The organism is Phycisphaeraceae bacterium (genome assembly GCA_019636655.1).
GTDB lineage: Bacteria > Planctomycetota > Phycisphaerae > Phycisphaerales > UBA1924 > JAHBXB01.
Map to the genome: position 1 here is coordinate 125887 of JAHBXB010000003.1, position 24237 is coordinate 150123.

Sequence of the window (24237 nt, forward strand, 5' to 3'; positions counted from 1 at the left end):
CATCCTCGATGGTTCATCTTTCCGCGAGATTGGTGTGGCACGATCGGGCATGGGACGGCCATGTTTGCGATCAGCCCGGCAAGAACGTCTACTGCGTGGCGCACAAGCACGTGCGCGAGGCGTTCCGCGATCCCGTCAAGGTTGAGCGGGAGGAGAAGGCGGCGTCATTGCCGCTCCTGGAACTGGACGGCTGGCGCCCGCCCTGCTCCCGTGACCCGTTGGCATTCTCAAGGGTCGGGGCCGCGACGATGCACGAGGACCCGCTCGAGCGGCGGGCATTGCTGCCGGTGCCGGAGAAGCTGCCGCCGTACTCGATCTGCCCGTCCCCGTACCTCTGGATGCGGGAAGACAACTTCCGGTTCCTGTGCGAGCGGGAAGGGCTCGCGCTCCCCGGTCCGAAGAATCCCAAGAAGGAGAAGGGGTGGGTGGCGGAGCCCGGCCGGCAGAAGGCTCTGCTCTCACATTTCTGGGGAAAGCTTCAGAAGAAGCAGTCACTGGTCTTCTTCTACTGCAAGGACGGCCACCCGTTTGCGGAGCACCTTCAGCGCATCCTGGTCGGCGTGAGCCGAATCTCCGAGATCGGCGAGCAGCTGTACTTCGGTTCTACCGAGAAGAACCCGGCCGAGCGATATCCGATCTGGTCCCGTCGGATCACCCACGACTTCGAGCACCAGGGTGTCAGGCTTCCCTATCAGGAGTACCTGCGGGGCGGACACGATTCCGCGCGCATCCTGTGCCGCATACCCGATGCCGACACGTTCAACTTCTCCTACGTCGCCGAGCATGTGACCGACGACGTTGCCGTGGGCGCGCTGACGCGCCTGCTGCAATCCGTCCAGGCGGTGAGAGACGACGGCAAGGTCCCTGGAGACTGGGACGCCTCGCTTGAGCGTCTGAACGACATGCTGGCCGAGGTCTGGCGGAACCGTGGCCCCTTCCCCGGTATTGGCAGCGTGCTGGAGTTTCTCAACTGTCCGAGTGGAACAGCATTTCAGAAGCAGGTCTTGGCACCGCTCCTCGCCAAGGGTGAGAACTCGTGGGAATACACCCTGGCCATCCTCGATGGTCGCCGAAAGTGCGAACATAAGGAGTACACCAAGGCGTTGGGCGAGGCCGCCGAGAGGTGGACGGCCTTCAAGGCGCCGCGGCGCAACCTGCTGGCTCTTCTCGCCCGCTTCGAGTTGTCGCGGGCCCAGGTGGAGCGAATTGCCAAGCCCGACCTGCGGGCAGCATGCGGCATCGCCGGTACCGAAGAGCAGATCGTCGCCAATGCCTACCTCCTTTGCGAGCAGGACCAAGGCGACGGCGAGTCCGACTTGGTCGGCCTCGAAACGATTGACCGGGGAATGCGGCCCGAGGGAGACGCCGCTCATTTCCTTGCAAAGGAGGATGTTTGCGGCGCCGACGACCGCAGGCGTGTGCGGGCCGCCGCGGTCGCGGTCCTTCAGACGGCCGCGAGCGATGGGGACACACTGCTGCCTTTCGCTGAGACGATCCAGCGGATCAACGCGCTCTTCCCCGAACGCCGCGCGTGCCGCCCCGACCGGGACCTGGTCATTGGCCAGGCCGATTACTACAGAGAGGTTCTCGATTTCCGAACGGATGTCACTCCGGCCACAGCGGCGTTGAAATCGCTCGCTGACCTGGAGCGGCAGGTCTGCCAGTGCCTGGCTGGGCGCGTGAAGCGGAAGAACGCACCGCCGAAGGCCGGATGGAGTTGGGAAAGGCTGTTGCTCGAGGAGTTTGGTAAGTCAGGATCGAAGCTCCCTCCCGAGGTCGAGGAGCGGGCCCGAAAGGAGAAGGCCGATGCGCTGGCCAAGATGTACGAGGGCCGGATCAGCGTCCTTTGCGGACGCGCCGGGACCGGCAAAACCTCGGTGCTGAATGTGTTCCTCAAGGGCCTAGAGCAGATCGAGGGCAAGAAGCCGATTCTGCTCCTCGCGCCGACCGGCAAGGCCCGTGTACGCATGATGGAGCGGACCAAGAGGGACGATGCGCTGACCATCCACCAGTTCCTGATGCACAACGAGTGGATCAACAAGACCAACTTCGCGCTCAAGCTGGAGGGGGGCGCGGCCAAGGCAAAGCCAACCGTGATCGTTGACGAGGCGTCGATGATCCCAATGGATCTGCTCGGCGTCCTGTTCCGGGCGCTCGAGATGAATGACGTAAAGCGGCTCATCCTGGTCGGCGACCCCAACCAGTTGCCGCCCATCGGCCCCGGTCGTCCGTTCGTAGACATCATCGCTTGGCTCGAAGCGGACGAGCAGCGGAAGAAGTACCTGGCCCGCCTGACCGAGCGGGCAAGACACGAGGATCACGAGAGCCAGGCGCTCCAGCTTGCGGACTGCTACTTGCGCGACGACCCGACGCTCGGCGCGGACGAAGTGCTGTCCCGAGTCGCTCGCAAGGAAGTCGCTGGCGACCTGGAAGTGTGGTACTGGCAGAACACCAGTCAACTGGAAGAGCATCTCGCGGCCAGCATGAAGAAGCACTTGGGGCTGACTGACGACAAGAAGTCCTACATCCCGTTCAACGCAAGCCTCGGTATCACGGACGCGGGCATGAAGCCACCGGAAGCGGAGCGCTGGCAGATCCTCTGCCCGGTTCGCACCGATGAGCACGGCACAAACGAACTCAACCGAAAGATCCAGGCGAAGTATCGTGGCGGGCTGCTCGCCTCCACCAAGTCGTTCGGGGATCAAGAAATCGTCTGGACAGACAAGGTGATCCAGTCGTTCAACCGTCGTATGCTGGCGTGGCCCAGGAACACTGGGCTCGACTACGTCGCCAACGGCGAGATCGGGCTGGTCGTAAAGACATTCAAGGAACCTGCCTGCCTGGACGTGGGCTTCTCGACCCAGCCCGACGTCACGTATCGCTATTTCAGTGGGCAAGTCAACGAGAACCTGGAACTGGCCTATGCCTTGACTGTTCACCGCGCTCAGGGGAGCGACTTCGAGACGGTGTTCTTGGTTCTCCCCAAGCGGGCGGCAACGCTTTCGCGGGAATTGCTCTACACAGGCCTGACGCGATTCCGCCGTCGAATGGTCCTGCTGATTGAGAAGGACACAGCGGTCCTCGAGGAGCAGCGCAGCCCAGCGTGCTCCGACACACTGCTGCGCAACACGAACATGTTCGTGCTTTCCGTCCGGCCCGAAGCCGATGACCGCTGGCACGCCGCTCACCTCATCCACCGCACGAAACCGACCTCAAAGTACCCGAGTGGTGTCCTGGTGCAGTCCAAGTCCGAGGTCATCGTCGCCAACATCCTCACCGACCTCGGATTGAGCTGGGAGTATGAGCAGAAGCTCCTCAACAAGAATAATAACCCGACCGACTTCCGCTGGCCGGACTTCACGGTGAACTTTCAGGGCGACACCTTCTATTGGGAACATCGAGGAATGCTGGGCTCACCGACCTACAAGGACAGGTGGGTGCGGAAGGAGCAGTGGTACAAGGACAACGGCTACTTCGACCAGCTGATCACGTCCGAGGACGGGCTCGATGGGAGCATTGATGCCGCTCAGATTGAGGCTACGGCCCGACGGCGGGTCCTCGGCACATAGCTGAGTACGATGAGGTGCCGTCGCGCTCGCGACCGAACGAGGCGCAGACTTCTGCGTGACATCAGCCGCCGGTGTCCGGCAATGACATGCGCGTGAGTTCGTGGGGATACGCCGGACGAGCGGCGTACTGCATGAACGCGATGAGGAGCGGCGTGGCATGGCGCTCACGGATTCGTTGCACCCGCTTCAAGCCGTCGACCTTGAAGGTCCACGATTCTGAGGCGCCAAACTCCACCGACGGCTGAAATTTGCAGCCCTCCGGAATCCGAATCAGGGATCGCAACAGGCGATTGCGCTCTTGTTCCTTCAGAGGCGGTGTCGCTGCAGCGGCGCCAGTCGATGCGCCAGTCGCCGGTTGCGCCTTCGTCGGCTTTGGAGTCTGCTCCATAACCGCGCGGTAGAGCGAGACGACCTCCTTCTTTACCCTGCCCTGCAGTTCGGGGAGCCTGGCTCTCCATGACGCCTGCAAAGCGCCGGAAGCCGTTGTCGCGGACGTCAGTTCGCACGCGCCGCCTGGAGAGATCACGGTGAGGTCAAGCAACCAGATTGGTACGTACATGACCCGATCAAAGAGCACCGTGAGCGCGGTACCGTCCAAGTTACCGTTGGCGATCGTGAATGCACGCTCGTCGTTTGTACTGCAACTCGAAGCGGTGCAGCCATCGGCCTCGCCAGCAGCCAGCGGTTGGCCAGCAAGTGGTTCGGTAGCGGGTGTTGACGATCCTTTCGGTGATGGCACGGCAGCAGCGGCTTGCGCCGGTGCCGCAGCCGCAGGGGCGGCCGCCTCTGGGGTAGAAGCGACTTTGGTCGCCTGCAGTTCTACGAGAGCCACCACTCGATCCTCGTCTCGGTTGCGCTTGCCATTGGACCGAATCGCCAAGTCGCAGCTTTGAGCGATCAGAACATATCGCCTTTGCTTGAACTCGAAAATATCCCCCAAGTCCAACGGGAGAAAGAGGCCGTCCATGTCCGTAGCGGAATCCACAACCTCCAAATGCTGGAGCCGAGATGCCTGCGCAACGACTGCGGGGGTCACTTCGCCTGTCCGAAGTCTGGCCAGGGGCTCGATTGCCGTCACGAGGTCGTGGACAGTCTGATCCGTGCGGAGGGATCTCCGGACGGCCTTCTCTTGGCCAACCCAGATCACTCGTGTTACGGTGTCCGGGCACCATGCCCCCTCAGTCAGCGATGAATGAACAATGATCCGCTCGAACTCGTCCACGCCCATCTGTTCCAGTGCCGCGATCGCAGACTGAGCGGCGGCGGACATCGCCGCGCGTACCTTGCCCTTCAAGTCCACGAACTGATCTTGGAGAAGTGCATACTTGACTCGCCGAACAAGACTGCTAGTACCGCGCTGAAGCGGCTCCTTGCTGATTACCACGGTGCGGAAGCCACTCGCCGTGTCCGCGGTCCGGAGTTCTTGCTCGATCCCCTGCTCGGCGTCTTCGGTTGCAGCTCCATGGGTGAGCAGCACTGTGGCATGCCGCTTCCCCGCAAGTTTCGTCCGAATCCATTGCAATTCCGAGCGACCAGCGTCCGTTCCCAGCCCCTCAAGGGAGAAGTCATCGTCGAAGATGAAGAGCGTGACGGCGTCACCGGCCGCCTCCTGCGTCAATATGTCGCGTTGATTTTTCCACTGTCCCATCGAGAGCTGTCGAACCGAGCCGGGAGCGATGTTTCCGAGAACACCCTTGAACGCGCTGACCGCAATATGGTCCGCATCGCTCGCGTCAGTGCCCTCGACTTTCGCGGCGAGCTCTTCGAACAGCGTTTCGACCTGTGCGGGCTCCGTGATCTTGCGGGCGGCGGTCTTCGCCGCGTCGTGTATGAAGTCATCCCCTGTGTCGCCGAGTTGGAGGACCTCGATGCTCCTCAGCTCGGTGGGGCTACGTTCGGCGATCAGAGACTCGATGCGGGCAGGGCTGCGGTCAAAAAAGTCGTCAACGTAGACAATTCTGCCGAAGCCAGCACCCTTGCAGAGGTCGTCGAGAGTCGCGGTGGGTTCAGTCCCGGCCATTTTCCATTCCCGCGAAGTCAATCTCGAAGATGTAGCGGCGCCCGTGCTTGTTCTTCTCGGGAAGCAGTCGGATCGCACCGTCATCGCCAGCGAGGAGCTCGCGGATGATGAAGAGGCCGAGTCCTCGCCCGTTCTTCTTGGTGGAGACAAAGGCGTCGAATATCGCGTTCTCCACGGCAGGATCGACGCCAGGGCCGTTATCGCGGAACGACACGCGCGGAGAATCCAGTTCAATGGTCACCTGCCCCTGCGAGAGCTTGCCCAGGCGCATGTCCTCGCGCAGCCAGTACTCGCTGTTGTAGAGAAGGTTGTCGAATACCTGGGTGAGCTTGCCGCGATTCACCCGCACAGCGAATGGCGACCGGAGTTTGCCGTCCACGTCAACGTTGATGTGGGCGTTTGCCAGGCGATCTCGATGAAACGACGCGAACTCCTGCAAAAACTCTGACAGAACGATGACCTCCCGGCGCTCTCGGGCATAGCGCAGCGACGGCTCGATGTGCGCCAGTTGCTTCCGAAGTCCCGTGATTGCCGCTTCCACATGCCGGAGAAACGCGGCGACGCGGTCGCGCTCGGTCGGTTTTCCTATGTGCCGCTTGACCTCGAGCACCCGCTCCCCCAGGCCGGAGGCAATTTGCGCTATTTCGTGGGTGAGCGCCTCGACGGTCGTCGCCAGCCCAATGGCCTCCATGCTGCGGCGAAGCTGATCGCGCAGCGCCTCAATCTGGCGATAGAGCACATCGAGCTTCGCCTGGCCGCTGGCAACTTCTGTCGCGAGGCCTTCCATGCGATCCACAATCTCGACGAGGCGCGACTGCTGCGACTCGACCACCGCGACGGCAGCCCTGAAGGCCTGTGCATCGCGGTCGTTTGCGAACTTCGCTCGCCCCGCATCGGCGACTGCCTTGGTAACAGCGCGGTTGACCTGTTCGGCGGTATGTCGTGCCTGGGATGCTGTGGCCTTCGCCTGGCCGGCCACGGCGAAGACTTGCTTGAGGCTACTCGCAACGTCCTCGGGCGACTTGGCCTCCGCAACACCGGCCTGGAACTGGAGGAACGAATCACAGAACTGGAGGGTGCCGCGGCGCAAGAACTCCAACGAGTCCGAGCTGAACTTGACGAACTCTTCAAGGAGACGCTGGAAGTTCTTGAAATGGGGCGTGGTCTTGAAGCCCTCTCGATCCGTGGACTCCACGAGCTGCTGATTCTTCGCGGCCGAGATCTGGATAAAGCCGATCGTATTCGCTGGCTTCAGTCCGTACCAAGACTTGCCGCCAGTCCACGCCTTCGCCAGCTGCAGAAAGTCCCGATCTACCTTGACGCCGAAACCGTCGCGGTAAACCCGGACTCCGGCCAGCTGCTTGATGTGCCGAGCGAAATCCTTGCTTGTGCCGAAAGCGGATTGAGTGGGCAACTGGTCGTAGTCGAAGCTGTCGATCTCACCTCGGAAGGGTCCGGGATTCGCCTTCAACTTCGCGCCATCAATCGCTAGGCCCGGGAGCGAATCCATTGAAACTGACTTCTTCAATCGCATGAACCATGGGCCGCTTCCGCTGGCGACCGTCAGCGGTCGCTTCGCGGCGTCCAGCTCGTCGAGGAATCTGAAGAGCCGACGGCCTTGATCGTGCAGCACCTGGGATTCAAACGCGTGACGCCGTTCATCGCCTGCAGGCTCGAGGTATCGCAGCTTCACTCTGCAATCCATGTCAAACGTCGTGCCATCGAACTCAAGCCGGAAGGTGGAGTCGGCCTCACGCCGAATACGACGGCTGACCTCGGCGGGCTCCAATGGCGTGCCGTCGATGCGCACCGTAAGCGTGAAATCCTTGATCTCTTCGAATGGCGACACGAGCTCGCTTAGCCGCTGCTCGAGCTCTGTGCGTGCGTCTTCGCCCCGCCATCTCTCCGGCTCGCGCAGCCCTGACAGGACGATCGTGGTCCCCTGCTTTCGGCTTGAGGGCAGATCGTCGAGTCGCTGCACCTGCACGTTCTTGAGCATGTCGGCGCTCTCGAAATCCGACCAACGGAACGCGACGTGCAGTTCTTTGTGGGCGCTGGCGTCCTTCGTGAACAACTCCACGTTGTCGGCCAGCCGCTGGGTCCCGAGTCTTCCGAGCCCTTTGTCCCCGAGTGGGACACGCCCCTTAGGGCTCTTGCCGCCCGCCTTGAGCTTCCGCTTCGGAGAGTTCGACATCACTAGCCACGCATTTTCCACCGTGGCGAGATCCATGCCCGAGCCGTCGTCGGTAACTGTGATGACCCCCGCGGCCTGGGGATAGGCGGAGGCAGGCTGTACATCCATCGCGTGGGCTCGCGTGTCGATGTCGATCCTCGCGTTCTTCGCATCGGCGTCGTAGCAGTTCTTGACGAGCTCAAGTAGGGCCTGCGCGTCATCGCTGATCAGATCTGCGCCGAGCTGAAACGCCACCGAGGGATGTACGTCGAATCGCAGTGGGTTCATTTGCCCCTCTTGCGGATGACCACGATGGACTCCGACAACATGGTCTTGGCGACGCTGTTGCGGTGGGCCATACGCTTCGAGGGGATTCGACGCTTGATGGTCGTGACAAGGACGAAGTTTCGAGACGCCAAAAGCTCCTTGAGGATGTTGTCGAGTGGGACGATGCGGCCAGCCACGCGTCGGTTTCCGAGAACCCAAACCATGATGCCACCTGGTTTGAGCATGGCGTCGATTGTGGTTAGCGATGTCCAAAGGTCGCGGACGAACGAGGCGACACGTCCGGCACGGTCCGGCGGCTCCTCGTCCAGCCGCTTCAGCAGACGCCCGAGCGCCGGAGATGCCTTCAACACGCCCTCCAGCGAATCTGATGTGACGCGCCGCGACCCACCTAGGCTCCGACGATCAATTTCGTGAGTCGTTCTTAGAGTGTCGGCCTTCACATCGTCGCCGATGTCCGAAAGGTCGATCCATTGGAGCGGCAGGTAGGAGTACTGCCCGTAGGGCACCGTTGTGGCGTTGTCGCCGTACGGCGGAGACGTGATCACCGCGTCGCATTGCGCGGCTCGCTTTGCGATCGGGGCACGAGCGTCGACGAGGTCAAGCCGGACATTGCCGGTGTAGCGCCCGCGATTGGTGCGCTTCTTCTTCCGCAGCTTTTCCGCCAGCGCCAAGTACCGCTCCAGATTCGCCTCAACGACCGAAGCGAATACCTCGATGGGTACAACCACCCGGTCACGAAGGTCGTCCGCCGCGCGGATGTGCAGCTTGAAGGTGGATGTCCGAGAGTTGCTGGTCTGCCTGACCGTCTCGGCTAGCGCGATCCACAGGAACCGGCGCACCCACTTTGAGCTGTCCTTCTTGATCGCTCTCCTGATACGAGACAGGTCGACCTGGGCTTCCTTCGTAAACCACTTGTCGAGCCCTGGGAAGTCCACGTCGACCTTCGAGCCGCGATCATTCCGGGCCGCCGACACAACCTCCTCGACTCTCTCCTGGAGCGCCTCGGGAAAGAATGGACCCGCCTTCGTTCGGCACAACAGCGCCGCGAGGGGGTTGACGTCGCGCCCATAGAAATCGAGGCCGCGAAGCATCGTCTCGGTTAGAACGGTGCCCGATCCGACGAACGGGTCGGCCACCAGTCGCGTGGTGGGGAAAACACGCCGAATCTCGACCAGCAGCGCGCCCACCATCTGCGGGACCATCATGGCCGGATACTGCATCAATCCGTGCGCGTGGTGCCGCTTGGCGTTGCCACGAAACGACCAGAAATCCGGGTTGTCTAGGGATCGACGCGCGAGCCCATCACGGAGCCGCTTCTCCTTGCTGGTGTCGGTGTTTGTCTGGGTAGGCGGGCGCACTCTGGCAAGTATATCGACAAGCGAGCCAGGCCGGGCTGAGTCTGGGCCCTGCGGATCGCGCTGGCATCTTGCCGGCGCTGGGACGACGCCGGATCGGCTCATCCATTGGCATGCGACAAGCCACGTGAGGCGTGCTCCCGTGTCACAGGTCGCCCACTTGAAAGGACCGCCTATGCCAGTTGACCCGTCCATCGTGTACTTTGCCCGCCATCTTGCCCGGATCAAGTCACTACAGCTGGCTCGCGCGCTTCCGGGTTCAGACGCGCTGGACCTGGAGCAGGACCTGCTGGTGGAGGTCTTCAGCGGATGGAGTCGTTTCGACGCCAATCGCGGCCGAGCTGAAGCGTTCGTTGAGCACCTGGTGGCACAGCGATGCTGGAAACTGCGACGTTGTCCGAAGTACCGAGTTTCCCGAGGGAAGGAACAGCGGTTGGCACTGAATGAGTCCACGTTCCACGCGCGCGATGCGGCGTGCCAGGCCGAGAAGCGAGAAGCGGTGAGAATTGCCATCGCCCGAATGCCGACACAGTACCGCGATGCCTGTCAAGCCTTGTGCGATACAGACACCGTGAGCGACGCGGCGCGACGGCTGGCGATCCCCCGATCGACGTTGGACTCGATCATTGCCAAGGTGCGTCACGCGCTTGCTCCGATCGCCACCGTGTAGGTTCGAATGGGACTCGGGCAGCGATGGATAATCGCGCTGTCCCACACTGGTCAGATAGAGAACGTGCCTGTCCCTCCGCCACTCGAGCTTGATCCGCTCATGCTGCCCGAGCCGCTGCCGGAGGACGACGAGCCCGACGTGGAGCCAGAGGTCGAGAAGGAGGACGACCCGCTCGACTTGCTGCCGGAGGATGATCCGCTGCTGGAGGAGCCGCTGCTCGATCCGGACATGGACCCCGATCCCGAGCCGGAGCCGGACCCGCTCCCGGAACCGGAACCTGATCCCGACGACGCGCTGCCTGAGCCGGAACTCTGGGCGGTCGCGGGCATGTCGTTGTGGACCCACACGCCCTCGGCGAGCAGCGTGTTGGTTCCCGGGATGTGGATGGCCACAGTGCGGGTCGGCGCGTCGATGCGGACGACCGACTCAACCTCCTCCTCGTTCATGTGTTGGTCGATCAGGAAGTCGCCAGGCTGGACGAACTCGGCAGATGCGAAGCCCCATTCGTCGCCGCGGCGGATCATGAACGGGTGCTCGGGGGTCGCCTTCAGTCGGCGGTTGATCACCACGAAGCCGTGGTGCTCGCCGAGGCGGATGCTCGCCACGCGCGCTGCGACGGGCGTCGCGCCGTGCAGACCGTGGTGCGAGAGCCAGTTGTACTGGGCGCGGTAAGGCACATCGACCTCGAGGCCGGGCACCTGGATGGATGCGACGAGATCGCCGGGCTTGAGGTTCTCGATGGGCGTGAGGCGGCCGCCCTCGAGGCGCACGAGGGTGCCGAAGAGGAGGCAGTTGCTGCCGGGGCCGGAACCCGGCCCGCTCCCGCCCGGACCCGAGCCGCCGGGACCGGACCCACCGGGGCCGGAGCCACCCCCGCTCGAACCACCGCCGCCGGAAGAGCCTCCACCAGACGAGCCGCCGCCGGATGATCCTCCGGAGGATGCGCCGGACGAGGCTCCCGAGCTCATGCCGCTGCTCGCGCCTGACGACGCACCGCTCGACATTCCGCTGCTGCCTGATCCGGACGAACCCGATCCGCTCGATGACCCGGAGCCGCTCGAAGAGCCAGATCCGGAACCACTGCTGGACGACCCGCTCGAGGATGATCCCGAGGAAGACGATCCGCTGGAGGACATCGATCCCGATGACGAGCTACCCGCCGACGAGGAGGGCGAGCCGCTGCTCGAACCTGACGACCCCGAGGACATGGAGTCGCTCGAGCCGCTGCTCGACGGCGTGTGTGTCGTCCCCGATGTGTTGCTCGTAAAGGCACCGGTGGTGTAGAACGTCAGCGTGGGCGTTCCGCTGGGCCCCGTCGTGTAGATGACATCGCCGGTCGTTGAATAGCTCGGCGGCATGCTCGGCGTGCTGGTCGGCGTCGAGTAGGTGCTCTCGGGCGTCGAACCCGAGGGCGTGGAGTAGTTGCTCGATCCGCCGCCCGTCGGCGGACGGCCCGTCGCCCACACGGGGATGTATAAGTAGTATCGGGTCGGGCCGTCGCTCATCGGGCGGCCTCCTGGGGCGCGGGCTTCGGGTTCGGTTCGTACCAGCCCAGCGTGCTCACCGGCTTACCGCACTCGGCGGACGCGGCCTTCACAGCCGCGTCGAAGTCCATGCGGTCGAACGCCTGGAGCTCGCTTCCCGGCGAGCAGTTGATGACCCGGAATCGGTGCTTGTCGAAGTGCGGACGCAGGGCCTCGAATCGCCGGGCCAGCGAGTCGTACAAGACGTTGTTGTGCCGGATGGCGTTGGGTGCCCGGTGCTCGTCGAAGGCGTATCTGCGGTCCGTCGCCATCTTGAAGTCGCACCCGAGCAGGTACACCGTGCCGAACCCAAGGTGGTGCAGCAGGCGCAGGGCGACGAGCATGACGCTTCGCTTGCCGGTGATGCCGAGCGAGTCTGCGTGCTTGGCATCGTTTCCCCACGGGACCGAGTCGCCAGTCAGGAACCGTTCGTGGTCGAAGTGATCGGCGCGGCGGAAGAACAGGACGCTGGGCATCTGCCGGACTTGGAAGGCGCTGTTGCGCATGGTGCCGTCGGGGTTCTGGATGCGGAGCCGCTTCTCCACGCAGCACGTCGGCACGAACTTCAGGATGCCCGGGTCCTTCCAGCCGGTGTCGATGAAGCGGCCCGGGTCGTCAACGCATGTCCAGAGTGTCGGGCGATGCACGGACCAGGAGTTGTTCACTCCCATCGTGACGATGCCGCGCTTGTTGAGCTGTGACAGGTCCACCTGCGTGAGCGACGGCCCCGACAGTATTAGGAACGCCGAGCGCCCGCGGTAGAAGCCCGCGAGTGACACCGAGTCGAAATCGGCGGTGTAGAGGCGCAGGCCATCCCGCGCGGGCTTCCGCGCCTTCAGCCCTGCCTGAAGCGCCGCGATGTCCGACTGGTTCTCACGCACAGCCGCAGCCCTCCTTGGCAGCGAAGCGTCCGACGATGTACCGCCCCTCGGCCCTCGGTGCCGTCACCGTTCCAACCTGACCGATGCGATCCAGCCACCACGGAAGCGGCCGCGCCGGAGTGGCGGACGTGACGCGACCGCCCGGCACTGTGACCGCACTGATCCGGGATGCCGCACGAAGCAATACTGGTGTCAACTCGGTGGTCCGCAGGGCGGCACGCTGATATTGCCATCGGCCCGTAGCGACATACTTGAGGCACACCGCCCTCGAGGGACGCCACCGAACATCGCGATTAAACCCGCAGAATTCGGTGACTTTGCCCCACTCTCGGACCTAGGGCGAACTCGAAACCCCGGGAGGAGCTTGTGAACTCGATGCTGCGCGGGATCGCTGACGAGAGCGCGTGGACCGGCCTTGGAGAGAGGGCGCCGCTTGAACGCCCTGCATCTGAGCGTGCGTACCGAGACAGCAAGCCATTTGCCGCTAAGGCCTTTCGGAGTAGTCCGACAATCGCGTGGACGCGCGACGAGCGGATGGGCCGCGTGGCCGATCGAGATCGACCCGAACGCGCTGTCAGGATCAATCCACCAGCGGAACCGAGGAACTCGCGAGCGGTCCAACTCCCTACAGTCCAAGCGCTGCGAATCGCGTTGGCGACTGCGCCATTAGCGCGCCGGCCAGCCACTACCCAGATTGCCCGCGGTCCCCGGAGCATTACGCTCGGGAACTCCCTCTCAGGCGCGTGGTACCGTCAGCTCTCGCAGGTGGGTGCTCCGTTTGGTCGAGTGTCGTCCTTCGAACGACGCTCGAGAGAGATTCGGCCGGACGAGACGTTCATCTTCGACGCTAATCCACTTCGATATGGGAGCTTTGCGGGACCGGGCGGAAGACGGGGCGAGCACCCAGCCTCGCCGCTCGATCTCGCCGCACTAATCCACGATCGGGAATACGGTGACATCGCGGAGGCACACACCGGGCAAAGGAACCGATCGTTCAACTACGAAGACCTTGTGGGGAGCAGACAGTACATCTACGAGAGCATGCTGGCCGACATACGTCTCACAACAAATGCCGTGGCGCTGGTCGGAGAGGGCATGTGGAGCGGGTTCTACAACAACCGACCATTGCACTTCGGCGGAGATCTGGTGTTCGGGTCAATCGTGCTGGGCTACTCGCTGACTAGCGCTGCCATCCGCACTGGCTGGTTCACGCTCAGATCGGGTGTCGAGTTCTTCAGCGCCTTGGCAGACTTCGAGCTTCTCGACGCCGGAAAGGTACTCTTCCAGAGCGCACTCGAGCTCGTGTACGCCGGTGCGTACTTGGCTGTCTCGCTCACCGCCGCTGGCATCACGTTCACGCTCGGAGCTCTCAGGATGTTCGTGTACGAGCCAAGCAAGAAGCTGGCTCAAGCGTTTGTGAGCCTTCTCCGATTTGATTTGGTTGGCGCAGCGAAGTCGGTGGGAAAGGCCATCTACGGGCTTGTGGCACCGGCTCTCGGAATAGTGTGGAGCGCGCTTGCCTATGTGGGCTACGCGATCAAAGGGGTCTTCTTTGATAACCCGGTCCGTAGCCTGCTCGCAGTGGGGCTCGGGGCGGTTGTTGGCGCTGGCGGCGCAGCGCTCTTTGGCACGGCGGCCTTCGGCGCTGCTCTCTTGGGGCCCGCAGGGATCATCGGTGGAGCCGCAGCCCTGCTGTTCAGCTTTATGTTCGACTGGAATCCGTGCTTCATCACGACCGCGGTATGCACGGCCACCGGCGAAGGCGATCAAGGGGTGACGCTTGCTGCCCTACGGAGGTTTCGCGACCGTTACCTGATGCAGCGCCCTGGCGGCCGCGAGGCTATTGCCGAGTATGAACGGCTGGCGCCAGCAATCGTCGCTGCAGTGGAGTTGCGGCCGCGTGCCAGTCACGTGTGGAACGACGTCTACAGCAAATGGATCGAGCCAGCCGTGAAAGCCTGCCTTTCGGGGCAGGATGAGCGCGCCTACTGGCTCTACGCGGACATGGTCCACGAGTTGCTCAGCGAGACCGGACTCGCAGTTGAACCAAAGCTCCCGCTGCTGCGGGCTCCATAGGGCGGCCAGCGCCGTGTTCGCGTCTTCGTTCCGTCTCGAAGCTCCGTTCCGCTCTCCCGCCCGATCCGAACGCCCTGTTCACTGAGAGGTCGAGAGCGCGAGAGTTTGGCGGGGGTGGGGGGCCGACAGGGCGTCGTTCCGGTCGGGGTGACGGGCTCTCGGATCGAAGCCGAGAGCGCGGGAACCCCGCCGGAGCGTCGGAACGGGGCCGATAGCCCCCGGTCGGTCTGTAAACGACACGGCCCCCGTCGCTTTCGACGGGGGCCGCAAACTCCCCGACTAGGACTCGAACCTAGAACCTAGCGGTTAACAGCCGCTCGCTCTACCATTGAGCTATCGGGGACCGAAAAACTCCTCGCCCGTCCCCCTCCCCCGGCGAACCGGCGGCGGGGCGAGTGGCAAGCGTAGCCCGCCGGGTACATCGGTCAAGACGGGCGGTTTTCGGGGGCCAAGTCGGTGCCTATTGTTCCGGCCCGTTCGGTCTGTACCGATGAACCTGCCGCGGCCAACCCCGGGCCACCCGCCCAATCGACACGAGTCTCGACCATGAAGAGCAAGATCCACCCCAAGTACTACCACGACTGCAAGGTCTTCCATAACGGCGAAGTCGTCATGACCTGCGGCGCCACCGTGCCGGAGTTGCACGTGGAAGTCTGGTCCGGCTCGCACCCGTTCTTCACGGGAAAGCAGACCTTTGTCGATGCCGCCGGCCGCGTTGAGCGGTTCCAGCGGAAGTTCGGCGGGAACTACTTCCAGCCCAAGGACAAGAAGAAGGCCTGACACGGCCGTCCGACGATCCTCGCCCGCAATCGATTCACGCGGCAGGCGCCCAACGCCCGCCGCGTTTTTCCTTTTGGGACTCGCGGTTCCCCGGCTGGCCACAGCGCCCGCCGCGGCTATAGTTCATCGCTTCATCCGGATGAATGGATGAATACGAGTGCGTGGCCGGATCGATTGGACCCGATTGAGACCGGCGCGAGCCGATGATGATGCCCTGCGACTGCTGGTTCCTCTGCGGCGACCGCAGGCCCGATAAGCGAGACCACCGATGCCCAGCCGATTCCTGGCCGAAGCCCAACGCCGAGTGCTCGTCCTGGACGGCGCCATGGGCACGTCCATCCACCAGCACGACCTGGACATCGAGACCGACTACTGCGGCTGCGAGAACTGCACCGACATCCTGGTCAAGTCTCGCCCCGACGTCATCCAGGGCATTCACGAGAGCTTCCTGCGGGTCGGCGCCGATGCCGTTGAAACCGATACGTTCGGCGCGAACACGCTCGTCCTCGCCGAGTTTGACATCGCTGATCAGACGTACGAGCTCAACAAGCGGGCCGTCGACGTCGCCCGTGCAGCGTGCAAGAAGTTCGATACCAAGGACAAGCCTCGGTTCGTGGTTGGCTCGATGGGCCCCGGCACGCGTCTGGTCACTCTCGGCAACACATCGTGGGAAGCGATGCTCGACTCGTACCGCCAGCAGGCCCTCGGCCTGCTTGATGGCGAGGGCCGGGACGGCGGCCGCGGCGTCGACGCGTTCATGATCGAGACGTGCCAGGATCTGCTGCAGATCAAGTGCGCCATCAACGCCGTGCTCGCCGCGCTCGCTGATCGCGGCAGGTCTCCGGCCGACGTTCCGATCATGGTCAGCGTCACCATCGAAACCACAGGCACCATGCTGCTGGGCACGCAGATCGAGGCCGCCGCGGCCGCGCTCCGCGGCTACCCAATTATGTCGATCGGCTTGAACTGCGCTACCGGCCCCACCGAGATGGCCGAGCACGTTCACTGGCTGGGCCGGCATTGGGACGGGGTTGTCCCGGGGACGGCATCCAGCCGAGTCGTATCCGTGCTCCCCAACGCGGGGCTGCCCGTTCTGGTCGAGGGACGCACCGAGTACCCGCTCACACCCGGGCCCTTCGCCGAGGCGATGCTGGCCTTTGTCGAGAAGGAGGGAGTCGGCATCGTTGGCGGCTGCTGCGGCACGACCCCGAGCCACATCGAGGCGCTGGTGCGAGCGTTGGGCGACCACGCCCGCACCGAAAAGGCCCCGGCCCATCGCCTCAAGGAGACGCCCAAACCCGGCTGCACCTCGCTGTATGGCGTGACCGAGTACCGCCAGGACAACTCGTTCCTGATTGTCGGCGAGCGCATGAACGCTTCGGGGTCCCGCAAGTTCAAGCAACTGCTCGAGGCCGAGGACTGGGACGGCATTGTCTCGCTCGCCCGCGAACAGATCCGCCACGACGGTGCCCACGTCCTTGACCTGAACGTCGACTACGCCGGGCGCGACAACGCCGCCGACATGGCCGAGGTCGTCACGCGGGTCGTACGCCAGGTCGACGCCCCGCTCATGATCGACTCCACGCAGGTCAAGACGATCGAGAGTGGCCTGAAGCACGCGGCTGGCAAGTGCCTCATCAACTCCGCTAACTTCGAGGATGGTGAGGAGAAGTTCGACGACATCTGCCAGTTGGCCAAGGCCTACGGCGCAGGACTGGTGATCGGGTCGATCGATGAGGACAAGCAGGCATCGATGGCCCGGTCCGCGGACCGGAAGCTTGCGATCGCCCAGCGGGCACACGATCGCGCCGTAACCGTCCATGGACTCTCGCCTGCCGATCTCTTGTTCGATCCGCTCGTGCTCCCGATCTCAACGGGGATGGAGTCGGACCGTCGCTCGGCTCTCGAAACGATCGAGGGTGTCCGCCGGATCGCGACCGCGCTACCCGAGTGCCAGACCGTTGTCGGCCTCTCCAACGTTTCGTTCGGACTTTCCCCGGCAGCCCGCGTTGTCCTGAATTCGGCGTTCCTGCACGAACTGCGCGAGGCCGGCCTGACCGCGGCCATCGTCCACGCCAGCAAGATCCTGCCGCAGAACAAGATTCCGCAGGCGCAGTGGGACGCGGCCCAAGACCTGATCTACGACCGGCGACGTGAAGGCTTCGACCCCCTTCAGCACTTCATCGACCTCTTCAAGGACGCCTCCGCAGCGGCCAGCACCAAGCGGGAGATTAAATCGCTGACGCTCGAGGAGCGTCTTCGCGCCCACATTGTCGACGGCGAGAAGGAAGGGCTGGAAGCCTCGCTCGATGAGGCGATGAAGGTTTACTCGCCGCTCGACATCATCAACGACCATCTCCTCGACGGCATGAAGACCGTCGGTGACCTGTTCGGCTCGGGCAAGATGCAGCTTCCTTTCGTCCTCCAGAGCGCGGAGGTGATGAAGCGGGCGGTCACCCACCTCGAGCCTCACATGCAGAAGGTACAGGGAGCCACCAAGGGCAAGATTGTCCTCGCCACCGTCAAGGGCGACGTCCACGACATCGGCAAGAACCTCGTTGACATCATCCTGACCAACAACGGCTATACCGTCTACAACATCGGGATCAAGCAGCCGATCGCGAGCATCATCGCCAAGTGGAAGGAAACAGGGGCCGACGCGATCGGGCTTTCCGGCCTGCTCGTCAAGTCCGTCAACGTCATGGAGGAGAACCTTCTGGAGCTCAACACTGAGGGCATCACCGTCCCCGTGATCCTCGGTGGGGCCGCTCTCACTCGGCACTACTGCGAGAGCCACCTGCGCGGCACCTACAAGGGCTCCTGCCTCTACGGTAAGGACGCGTTTGACGGCCTTCGCGTGATGGATTGCATCGTTGGCGGCAAGATCGGCGCGCTTGCCCGCGAGATCGACGACCGTCTCGGCAAGCGATCCAAGGCGGAGGACCTGATCAACGAGACGCGCCGGCAGCGTGCTGTCGCCTCCTCTGCATCCGAGTCGTCTTCCAACGGTTCGGGCGCCGGGGTCGGCATAGTCGCCGCGCCCGTGCGGTCGGACGTCCGGCTCCTCGAATCCGCGGAGATCCCGCGACCGCCATTCCTCGGGTCCCGCGTCGTCGAAAGCGTCGACCTCAACTCGATCTACCCCTTTGTCAACAAGGTCGCGCTCTTCCGCGGCCAGTGGCAGGTCAAGAAGGGCGCGATCTCGGACGCTGAGTACGACGCCATTGTCGAGGACACCATCGAGCCGGTCTTCGAGCGACTCAAGGCCAACTGCCGCGATGACGGCATCCTCAGGCCGGCCGTCGTCTACGGCTTCTGGCACTGCAACAGCGACGGCAACGACCTGGTCATCTGGGACCCCGCCTCCGCCCCGGCCGGCGGCGAGAGCGCCCCCGTCTCTCCCGCCGGGATGCGCGAGATCGAGCGGTTCACCTTCCCGCGACAGGCGGACAAGAAGCGCCTCTGCATCAGCGACTTCTTCGCCCCGATCGACTCGGGCCGGACCGACGTCATCGGCCTGCACTGCGTCACCATGGGTCGGCGCGTCAGCGAGGTCGCCCGCGAACTCTTCGAGAAGAACGACTATACCGAGTACCTCTACCTCCACGGCATGGGCGTTGAATGCGCCGAGGCCCTTGCCGAGATGTGGCACAAGCGCATCCGCCAGGAAATGGGGATCGCCAGCGAGGACAGCCCGCGCACCCGCGAACTCTTCACCCAGCACTACCGCGGCAGCCGCTACTCGTTTGGCTATCCCGCCTGTCCCAGCATGGCCGATCAGGACAAGCTCTGGCGGCTGTTGAAGCCCGAGCGCATTGGTTGCGAACTGACCGAGAACTGGCAGATCGACCCCGAGCAGAGCACCAGCGCCATTATCGTCCATCACCCGGAGGCGAAGTACTTCAACGTCTGATCGCCCGGCGCAAGCGCCCCACTGCCCCCCCCGCGGTGCCTCCGACGTGTACACTCCCCGTCGAGTGCTCACCAAGATCCTCGACATCCCGCACACACTCCGCAGCAGCAGGCGCTTTGCCGAGATTGTTGCAACGCTCGCCCGCTTCGGACTCGACGATGCGGTCGCCGAGCTGGGCCTCAACAGGATGCTGGCCGCCCCGCTCGAGCTGGTCGGCATCAAGCGCGAGGAACGAGCCAAGGCAATGCCGCGGTCCGTTCGGCTGCGCCTGGTCCTCGAAACACTTGGTCCCACCTTCATTAAGCTCGGCCAGGTCCTCAGTACCCGCCCTGACTTGATCCCCCCGGAGTGGGCCGAAGAGTTCAAGAAGCTCCAGGACGATGCCCCCAAGCTCGATTTCAAGGTGATCAGGGAACGCCTTGAACAGCAGTTTCCCGGCCAGGTTGACGCACTCTTCCCCTGGATCGATCACGTCGCCCTTGCCGCCGCGTCGATGGCCCAGATCCACCGCGCCCGGCTCGCCGATGGCACCGAAGTCGTCCTCAAGGTCTTGCGTCCCGGGATCGAGTCCCTGACCGAGTCCGACATGGACGTGCTCCGCACGCTCGCCGGCCTTCTTGAGGGTCATTTCTCAAACCTCGGCTACAGCCCCTCAGAGGTTGTCTCCGAGTTTGCCGCCGAACTCCGAAAGGAGGTCGACCTCATCCACGAAGGTCACGCCACCGACCGGCTTCGGGAGGCCTTCGCCGACGATCCGGGCGTCGCGTTTCCGCGTGTCTATTGGGGCGCCACCACCCGGGCCGTCCTCGCTGTCGAGGAGTTCCACGGCACGCTGCTTTCTGAACTCGAGGAGGGCGACCTGACGCCGCATGAGCGGCACCTGATTGTCAAGCACGGCGCTACCGCCCTTCTCCGCCAGTGCCTCGAACTGGGGTTCTTCCATGCCGACCCACACCCCGGAAACCTCTTCGCCCTTCCCCGAGGCCGGATCGGGTTCATCGATTGCGGCATGACCGGCTGGCTCGACGACCGCACGATGGTGGCCCTGGCCGACCTTGTCGGCGGGGTCACGCAGGGCGACCTCAACAAGGTCATCCGCGTGGTTGCAGAGCTCGGCGACGCCGAGTGGACCGTCCTCGAGTCCCGCTCCTTCCGGGCGGACGTGCGTGAGTTCGTCGCCCACTTCCAGACCTCCTCGCTCGGCCGCCTCAATATGGGGGCCATGCTCCGCGAGTTCTTCGAGAAACTCCGGGAGCACCACATCCGTTGTCCCGGCGACCTCGTACTGCTGATCAAGGCGTTGTCGACGATCGAAACGGTCGCGGCCGAACTCGATCCTTCGTTTGACCTGGTCGCCGCGGCCCGCCCTTTCGTCGAGAAGCTCGCACGTCGGCGGTACGGGGTCAAGGCCATCCGCCAACGCATGACCAATGCCGCCGTCGCCTACGCCGAACTCGCCGAGCAGATCCCCGGCGAGATCCGCCACCTTACCCGCCAGCTCAAGCGCAACCGCTTCCAGATCCACCTCGACCACCTCGGCCTGGACAAGTTCAGCCGCACGGTCGAGCACGCCAGTCGCAATGTCGCGGCGGCGGTCACGGTCGCAGCGGTCATCGTCGCTTCCGCGATCATCCTGCGGGCCGAGGCTCAGACCATTGGCTGGGCCTTTGGCACGATCGCCCGCGTCGGATTCCTCATCGGCATTGTCCTCGCCGTTGTGATCGTCGTCCGCAACTGGCGAGTCAAGGACTATTAGTCCCGACTACCCGCCATGCGCCATGAACCCCATCATCGGGTTCCCGACGTAATGCACCGCCAGCGCTGTCGTCGCCCCCTGCTCCCCGAGCGGGCAGCCCGCAACCAGAACCACCGGTTCCCCCTGCCTCGCCCACCCGTGCGACAGCAGATCGTCGTCAACCGCTCGGTTCCACTGCGCTAGCGTCATCCCCGCCGTAACCTCCAGCCACCTGGGCGTTACGCCCTTGAGCAGCGCCATTCTCCGCGTCTGCCGCTCATCGCTTGAGTACGCCAGGATCGGTATGCAGGAGTCGTACTGACTCAGGTACCGCGCGGTCCCACCCTTCTGCGACCAGCACACGATCAGGATCGCTCCGATATCCCGCGCAATCTGGCACGCCCCGTGCGCCAGGGCCGCTGTGCGGTACCTCGATTCCACCAGCCTCCTCGGCGGTGTTGGCGCCACTGCCGCCGCGACCACCTGTCGCTCCGCCGCCTCCACAACGCGACGCATCGTCTCAACCACCAGGTCCGGGTGCTTCCCTACCGCTGTCTCCCCGGAGAGCATCACGGCATCCGCGCCGTCGAAGATGGCGTTGGCCACATCGCTCACCTCCGCCCGGGTCGGCGTTGCCGATTCGATCATCGATTCGAACATCTGGGTTGCCACGATGCAGGGCTTGCCCCACTCAGCCGCCTTTGCCACCAGACGCTTCTGCACCTCCGGCACCTCGACAAGGTCAAGCTCCACCCCAAGGTCGCCGCGGGCCACCATGATCGCGTCCGCCGCCTCGACGATGCTGTCGATCTCCCGCACCGCTTCTGGCTTCTCGATCTTCGCCACCACCGGGATCAATGCCCCTTCGCCCCGCGCATCGGTCGCATGGTCCACCGAGCACATCCCCGCGAGTCGCTGCCGAAGTTCCACGATCTCCGCGGCGCGCCGGACAAACGACATCGCCAGGAAATCAAGACCCTGGTGTACGGCCCACTCCACGCACTCCCAGTCCCGCGCCGTGATCGCTCCCGCGCGGACCCTGGTATCAGGCAGGTTGATCCCTTTTCGACTTGTGATCCGCCCACCCACCGTGACCCGGCACGTCAGGGCTCCCGTGGGACCCCGCCCGACGGCGAGCATCCGGATCATCCCGTCGTTGATCAACACCCGATCACCCGGCTCGACATCCGTCACCAAACCCTCAAACGGGCACGCCAGCTCCACGATGCCCGCCCGGCGACCGCGGCAACGGTCTCCGACTTCGATCCTCACCTCGTCCCCCACCGCCACCTCAATCGCATCGCCATCGACCACTCCGACCCGGATCTTCGGGCCCTGCAAGTCCCCCATGATCGCGGTGGCCGTTCCCAACTCTCGCGCCGCCTCCCTGATGCTCGCGACCCGTTTGGCGTGCTCATCAAGCGTGCCGTGGGAAAAGTTCAGGCGGAATACCCCGACTCCCGCCTCGATCAGCCGCTTCACCATTCCGGGCGAATCGGTCGCCGGGCCCAGCGTCGCGACGATGGTCGCGAGCGTCGGCCTCACACCGGCGCGAGGCCCGCGGATAGGGTTGCTCTCCATCGTCGTACTCCCGTCTCCTGCCGTCGAACGTCCGATCAACTGCGCGGGCGAGTATTCCACAAGTCGACGACCCGCCGGTACGACTCACGGAAGAACCCTGTGTACTCGATCTTTGCCTTCGCGGCCTTCACAGGGTGACGCCACTTCTGCGTGTCCTCAGCGATCGCCTTGTAGTTCTTCTCGTTGAACTCCAATCGCTCGACGCGGCCGTCCTCGTGCACGATCGTGTGCGTCGGCATCGCAAAGAATGCCTTCTCCATCTCCTCGAGCAGGGGCCGCAACGCCGGGTCGTGTACGGCACCCTCCCGTGCCGTCAGGACCGCCCGCCACGCCTCCCGCTGCTCGTCGAGTGACTCGATCCCGAACGCCGCCATCATCGGCGCTATCGAATCACGCCAACCCCGGCTCTTGACATCCGTCGCCAGCACAAACGGATCCACCTGGTCGACAAAGTGCGGGAGGTACTCCGCATACACCCTTCGCTGCGACGGCATGCGGCGCAGCTCATACTGCAGCGGCCCCATGCGCTCGCCGTCGGATCCAACGGGGTTGTTCGCTGATCTCGGGTCGTGCCTCGACGGGAGTTGCCACAACAACTGTGCCTCTTCCGTCATACAGAACTCCACGAACCTCCGCGCGAGCTCCGGGCTCGGGCCACCGAGCAGAACCGAAACCGGGTCTGCGTCGATATACACTGCCCCCTTGGGGTCGACATACCCCACGCGGCCGCTCCCCGCTGCCTCCCCGGGCCGCAGCACGGACTGCGCCTGCCCTCTCCCGTAGAAGTCAATGCTCAGGCCCGCCGCCGCATCCCCCGCGGCCACATCCATCGGGGGCTTGGTGGACGAACTCGCGAAGTACCTCGCGTTGGCGCTCAGCTCGCGAAGGGTCCGCCACCCCTTCTCCCAGCCGCCATTATTCAGAATCGATTCATACGTCGTTGTCACCGACCCGCTCAGGCGTGGGTCCGCGAGGGCGATCAGCCCCGCGTACCTCGGATCGGTCAGATCGGCGAACGTCTCGGGCTCTGCGACCCCGATTTCCCTTAACACGTCCCGGTTGTACACGATTCCAAATCCGGAGAGAGCGGTCCCGAGCCAGTACTGCTCCGGGTCGTACAGCGTCTGCGTGCCGACCGCGTTCTCCCCGAACCACTCATCGAATTGTGCCCGCGAGAACCCCGCAGGCACCGACATTGGGAACTTCAGTGTCACTGCTACTGCACCCGGGCCCGGCGCCTCCACCGACACTCCCCGCTTGAGCTTCGTGTGTTCGTAGGACCCGCCGCCGAGCATGAGATCAAACCCGACGGTCCCCGGGGGAGCTGCTGGCGTTCCGTCCGCAACGCTCACCTGGCCGTGCTTCGCCGCGGCGATGTACTGGGCCTCGAGGAGTTTCAGGATCTCGCTCGTCCCGCCGACCGCACGCCAATCAACCCGCGCCGGCGAGCCGTGCACGCGCTGATGCCACCGCGAGAACGCTTCGCCGAACTCCGATCGGATCTGTTCAACGTGCGGTGTCACAATGATCACTGCAGGCGCCTCGCGCCCCGCATCCGCGGCCGCCTCACCTCCAGTCCGCTGGGCTCGCACCAAGAATGGCACACCCAAGACGACGACGAACGCCAGGATGATCAGGACTCGCACGGCTCTCATGGCCCCAGTCTATCGATC

The 24237-nt window shown here is 64.0% G+C and carries 14 protein-coding genes and 1 tRNA gene; 7 read left to right on the forward strand and 8 right to left on the reverse strand.

From position 1 onward, the window contains the following. Nucleotides 1-8 precede the first annotated feature (8 nt). On the forward strand, nt 9-3569 hold the full coding sequence (locus tag KF745_10390) for an ATP-dependent RecD-like DNA helicase (GenBank protein MBX3358828.1): 3561 nt from the start codon (nt 9-11) through the stop codon (nt 3567-3569). 61 nt (nt 3570-3630) lie between these two features. Here the strand turns inward: KF745_10390 and KF745_10395 are convergent, their stop codons facing one another. From KF745_10395 to KF745_10405, 3 genes are read right to left on the reverse strand one after another with little or no spacing between them, the layout of a single operon-like run. Further along, the gene (locus KF745_10395; GenBank protein ID MBX3358829.1) at nt 3631-5589 is read right to left on the reverse strand and encodes a hypothetical protein; all 1959 of its coding nucleotides are present in this window, start codon (nt 5587-5589) and stop codon (nt 3631-3633) included. Further along, a complete protein-coding gene (locus KF745_10400; GenBank protein ID MBX3358830.1) occupies nt 5576-8050 on the reverse strand; it encodes a sensor histidine kinase in 2475 nt (824 codons plus the stop codon). The genes KF745_10395 and KF745_10400 overlap by 14 nt, the downstream gene beginning before the upstream one ends. Next, entirely contained in the window at nt 8047-9408 is a 1362-nt protein-coding gene (locus tag KF745_10405) for a hypothetical protein (protein ID MBX3358831.1), read from the reverse strand. Before KF745_10405 ends, KF745_10400 begins: the two co-directional genes overlap by 4 nt. Before the next feature lie 193 nt (nt 9409-9601). Between KF745_10405 and KF745_10410 the strand changes: the two genes are divergently transcribed. Beyond that, nucleotides 9602-10075: a sigma-70 family RNA polymerase sigma factor gene (locus KF745_10410; GenBank protein MBX3358832.1), complete on the forward strand. Its 474-nt coding sequence runs from the start codon at nt 9602-9604 to the stop codon at nt 10073-10075. Between the two features lie 50 nt (nt 10076-10125). Here the strand turns inward: KF745_10410 and KF745_10415 are convergent, their stop codons facing one another. Next, nucleotides 10126-11043, reverse strand: coding sequence for a hypothetical protein (locus KF745_10415; GenBank protein ID MBX3358833.1), 918 nt, complete (start codon nt 11041-11043; stop codon nt 10126-10128). Between KF745_10415 and KF745_10420 the strand changes: the two genes are divergently transcribed. Further along, the gene (locus tag KF745_10420) at nt 11042-11359 is read left to right on the forward strand and encodes a hypothetical protein (protein MBX3358834.1); all 318 of its coding nucleotides are present in this window, start codon (nt 11042-11044) and stop codon (nt 11357-11359) included. The two genes, KF745_10415 and KF745_10420, sit on opposite strands and share 2 nt — an antisense overlap. Before the next feature lie 217 nt (nt 11360-11576). On the opposite strand, the gene KF745_10425 is transcribed toward KF745_10420, so the two are convergent. Next, complete coding sequence (locus KF745_10425; GenBank protein MBX3358835.1) at nt 11577-12479, reverse strand: hypothetical protein; 903 nt, start codon at nt 12477-12479, stop codon at nt 11577-11579. A gap of 786 nt (nt 12480-13265) precedes the next feature. On the opposite strand from KF745_10425, the gene KF745_10430 reads away from it, so the two are divergent. Next, entirely contained in the window at nt 13266-14555 is a 1290-nt protein-coding gene (locus tag KF745_10430; protein MBX3358836.1) for a hypothetical protein, read from the forward strand. 271 nt (nt 14556-14826) lie between these two features. On the opposite strand, the gene KF745_10435 is transcribed toward KF745_10430, so the two are convergent. Further along, nucleotides 14827-14898 (reverse strand) — tRNA-Asn (locus KF745_10435). Nucleotides 14899-15101: 203 nt separating this feature from the next. On the opposite strand from KF745_10435, the gene rpmE reads away from it, so the two are divergent. The 3 genes from rpmE to KF745_10450 all read left to right on the forward strand — a co-directional run bounded on the left by rpmE (nt 15102) and on the right by KF745_10450 (nt 21004). Then, complete coding sequence (rpmE, locus tag KF745_10440; protein MBX3358837.1) at nt 15102-15335, forward strand: 50S ribosomal protein L31; 234 nt, start codon at nt 15102-15104, stop codon at nt 15333-15335. Nucleotides 15336-15603: 268 nt separating this feature from the next. After that, nucleotides 15604-19248: a methionine synthase gene (metH, locus tag KF745_10445; GenBank protein MBX3358838.1), complete on the forward strand. Its 3645-nt coding sequence runs from the start codon at nt 15604-15606 to the stop codon at nt 19246-19248. Between the two features lie 64 nt (nt 19249-19312). Continuing rightward, a complete protein-coding gene (locus KF745_10450; protein ID MBX3358839.1) occupies nt 19313-21004 on the forward strand; it encodes an AarF/ABC1/UbiB kinase family protein in 1692 nt (563 codons plus the stop codon). A 6-nt stretch (nt 21005-21010) separates the two neighbouring features. Here KF745_10450 and pyk read toward each other — a convergent pair whose 3' ends face one another. Continuing rightward, nucleotides 21011-22564 (reverse strand): pyruvate kinase, encoded by a 1554-nt coding sequence (gene pyk, locus KF745_10455; GenBank protein MBX3358840.1) that lies wholly within the window; start codon nt 22562-22564, stop codon nt 21011-21013. Between the two features lie 35 nt (nt 22565-22599). Next, complete coding sequence (locus KF745_10460; protein MBX3358841.1) at nt 22600-24219, reverse strand: extracellular solute-binding protein; 1620 nt, start codon at nt 24217-24219, stop codon at nt 22600-22602. Nucleotides 24220-24237 lie beyond the last annotated feature (18 nt).

Bases quoted from the DNA above. Each gene is read 5' to 3' on its own strand.
- KF745_10460 (MBX3358841.1), bottom strand. From the start codon at position 24,219: ATGAGAGCCGTGCGAGTCCTGATCATCCTGGCGTTCGTCGTCGTCTTG.
- pyk (MBX3358840.1), bottom strand. From the start codon at position 22,564: ATGGAGAGCAACCCTATCCGCGGGCCTCGCGCCGGTGTGAGGCCGACG.
- KF745_10415 (MBX3358833.1), bottom strand. From the start codon at position 11,043: ATGAGCTCGGGAGCCTCGTCCGGCGCATCCTCCGGAGGATCATCCGGC.
- KF745_10390 (MBX3358828.1), top strand. From the start codon at position 9: ATGGTTCATCTTTCCGCGAGATTGGTGTGGCACGATCGGGCATGGGAC.
- KF745_10395 (MBX3358829.1), bottom strand. From the start codon at position 5,589: ATGGCCGGGACTGAACCCACCGCGACTCTCGACGACCTCTGCAAGGGT.
- KF745_10420 (MBX3358834.1), top strand. From the start codon at position 11,042: ATGCCGCTGCTCGCGCCTGACGACGCACCGCTCGACATTCCGCTGCTG.
- rpmE (MBX3358837.1), top strand. From the start codon at position 15,102: ATGAAGAGCAAGATCCACCCCAAGTACTACCACGACTGCAAGGTCTTC.
- metH (MBX3358838.1), top strand. From the start codon at position 15,604: ATGCCCAGCCGATTCCTGGCCGAAGCCCAACGCCGAGTGCTCGTCCTG.
- KF745_10400 (MBX3358830.1), bottom strand. From the start codon at position 8,050: ATGAACCCACTGCGATTCGACGTACATCCCTCGGTGGCGTTTCAGCTC.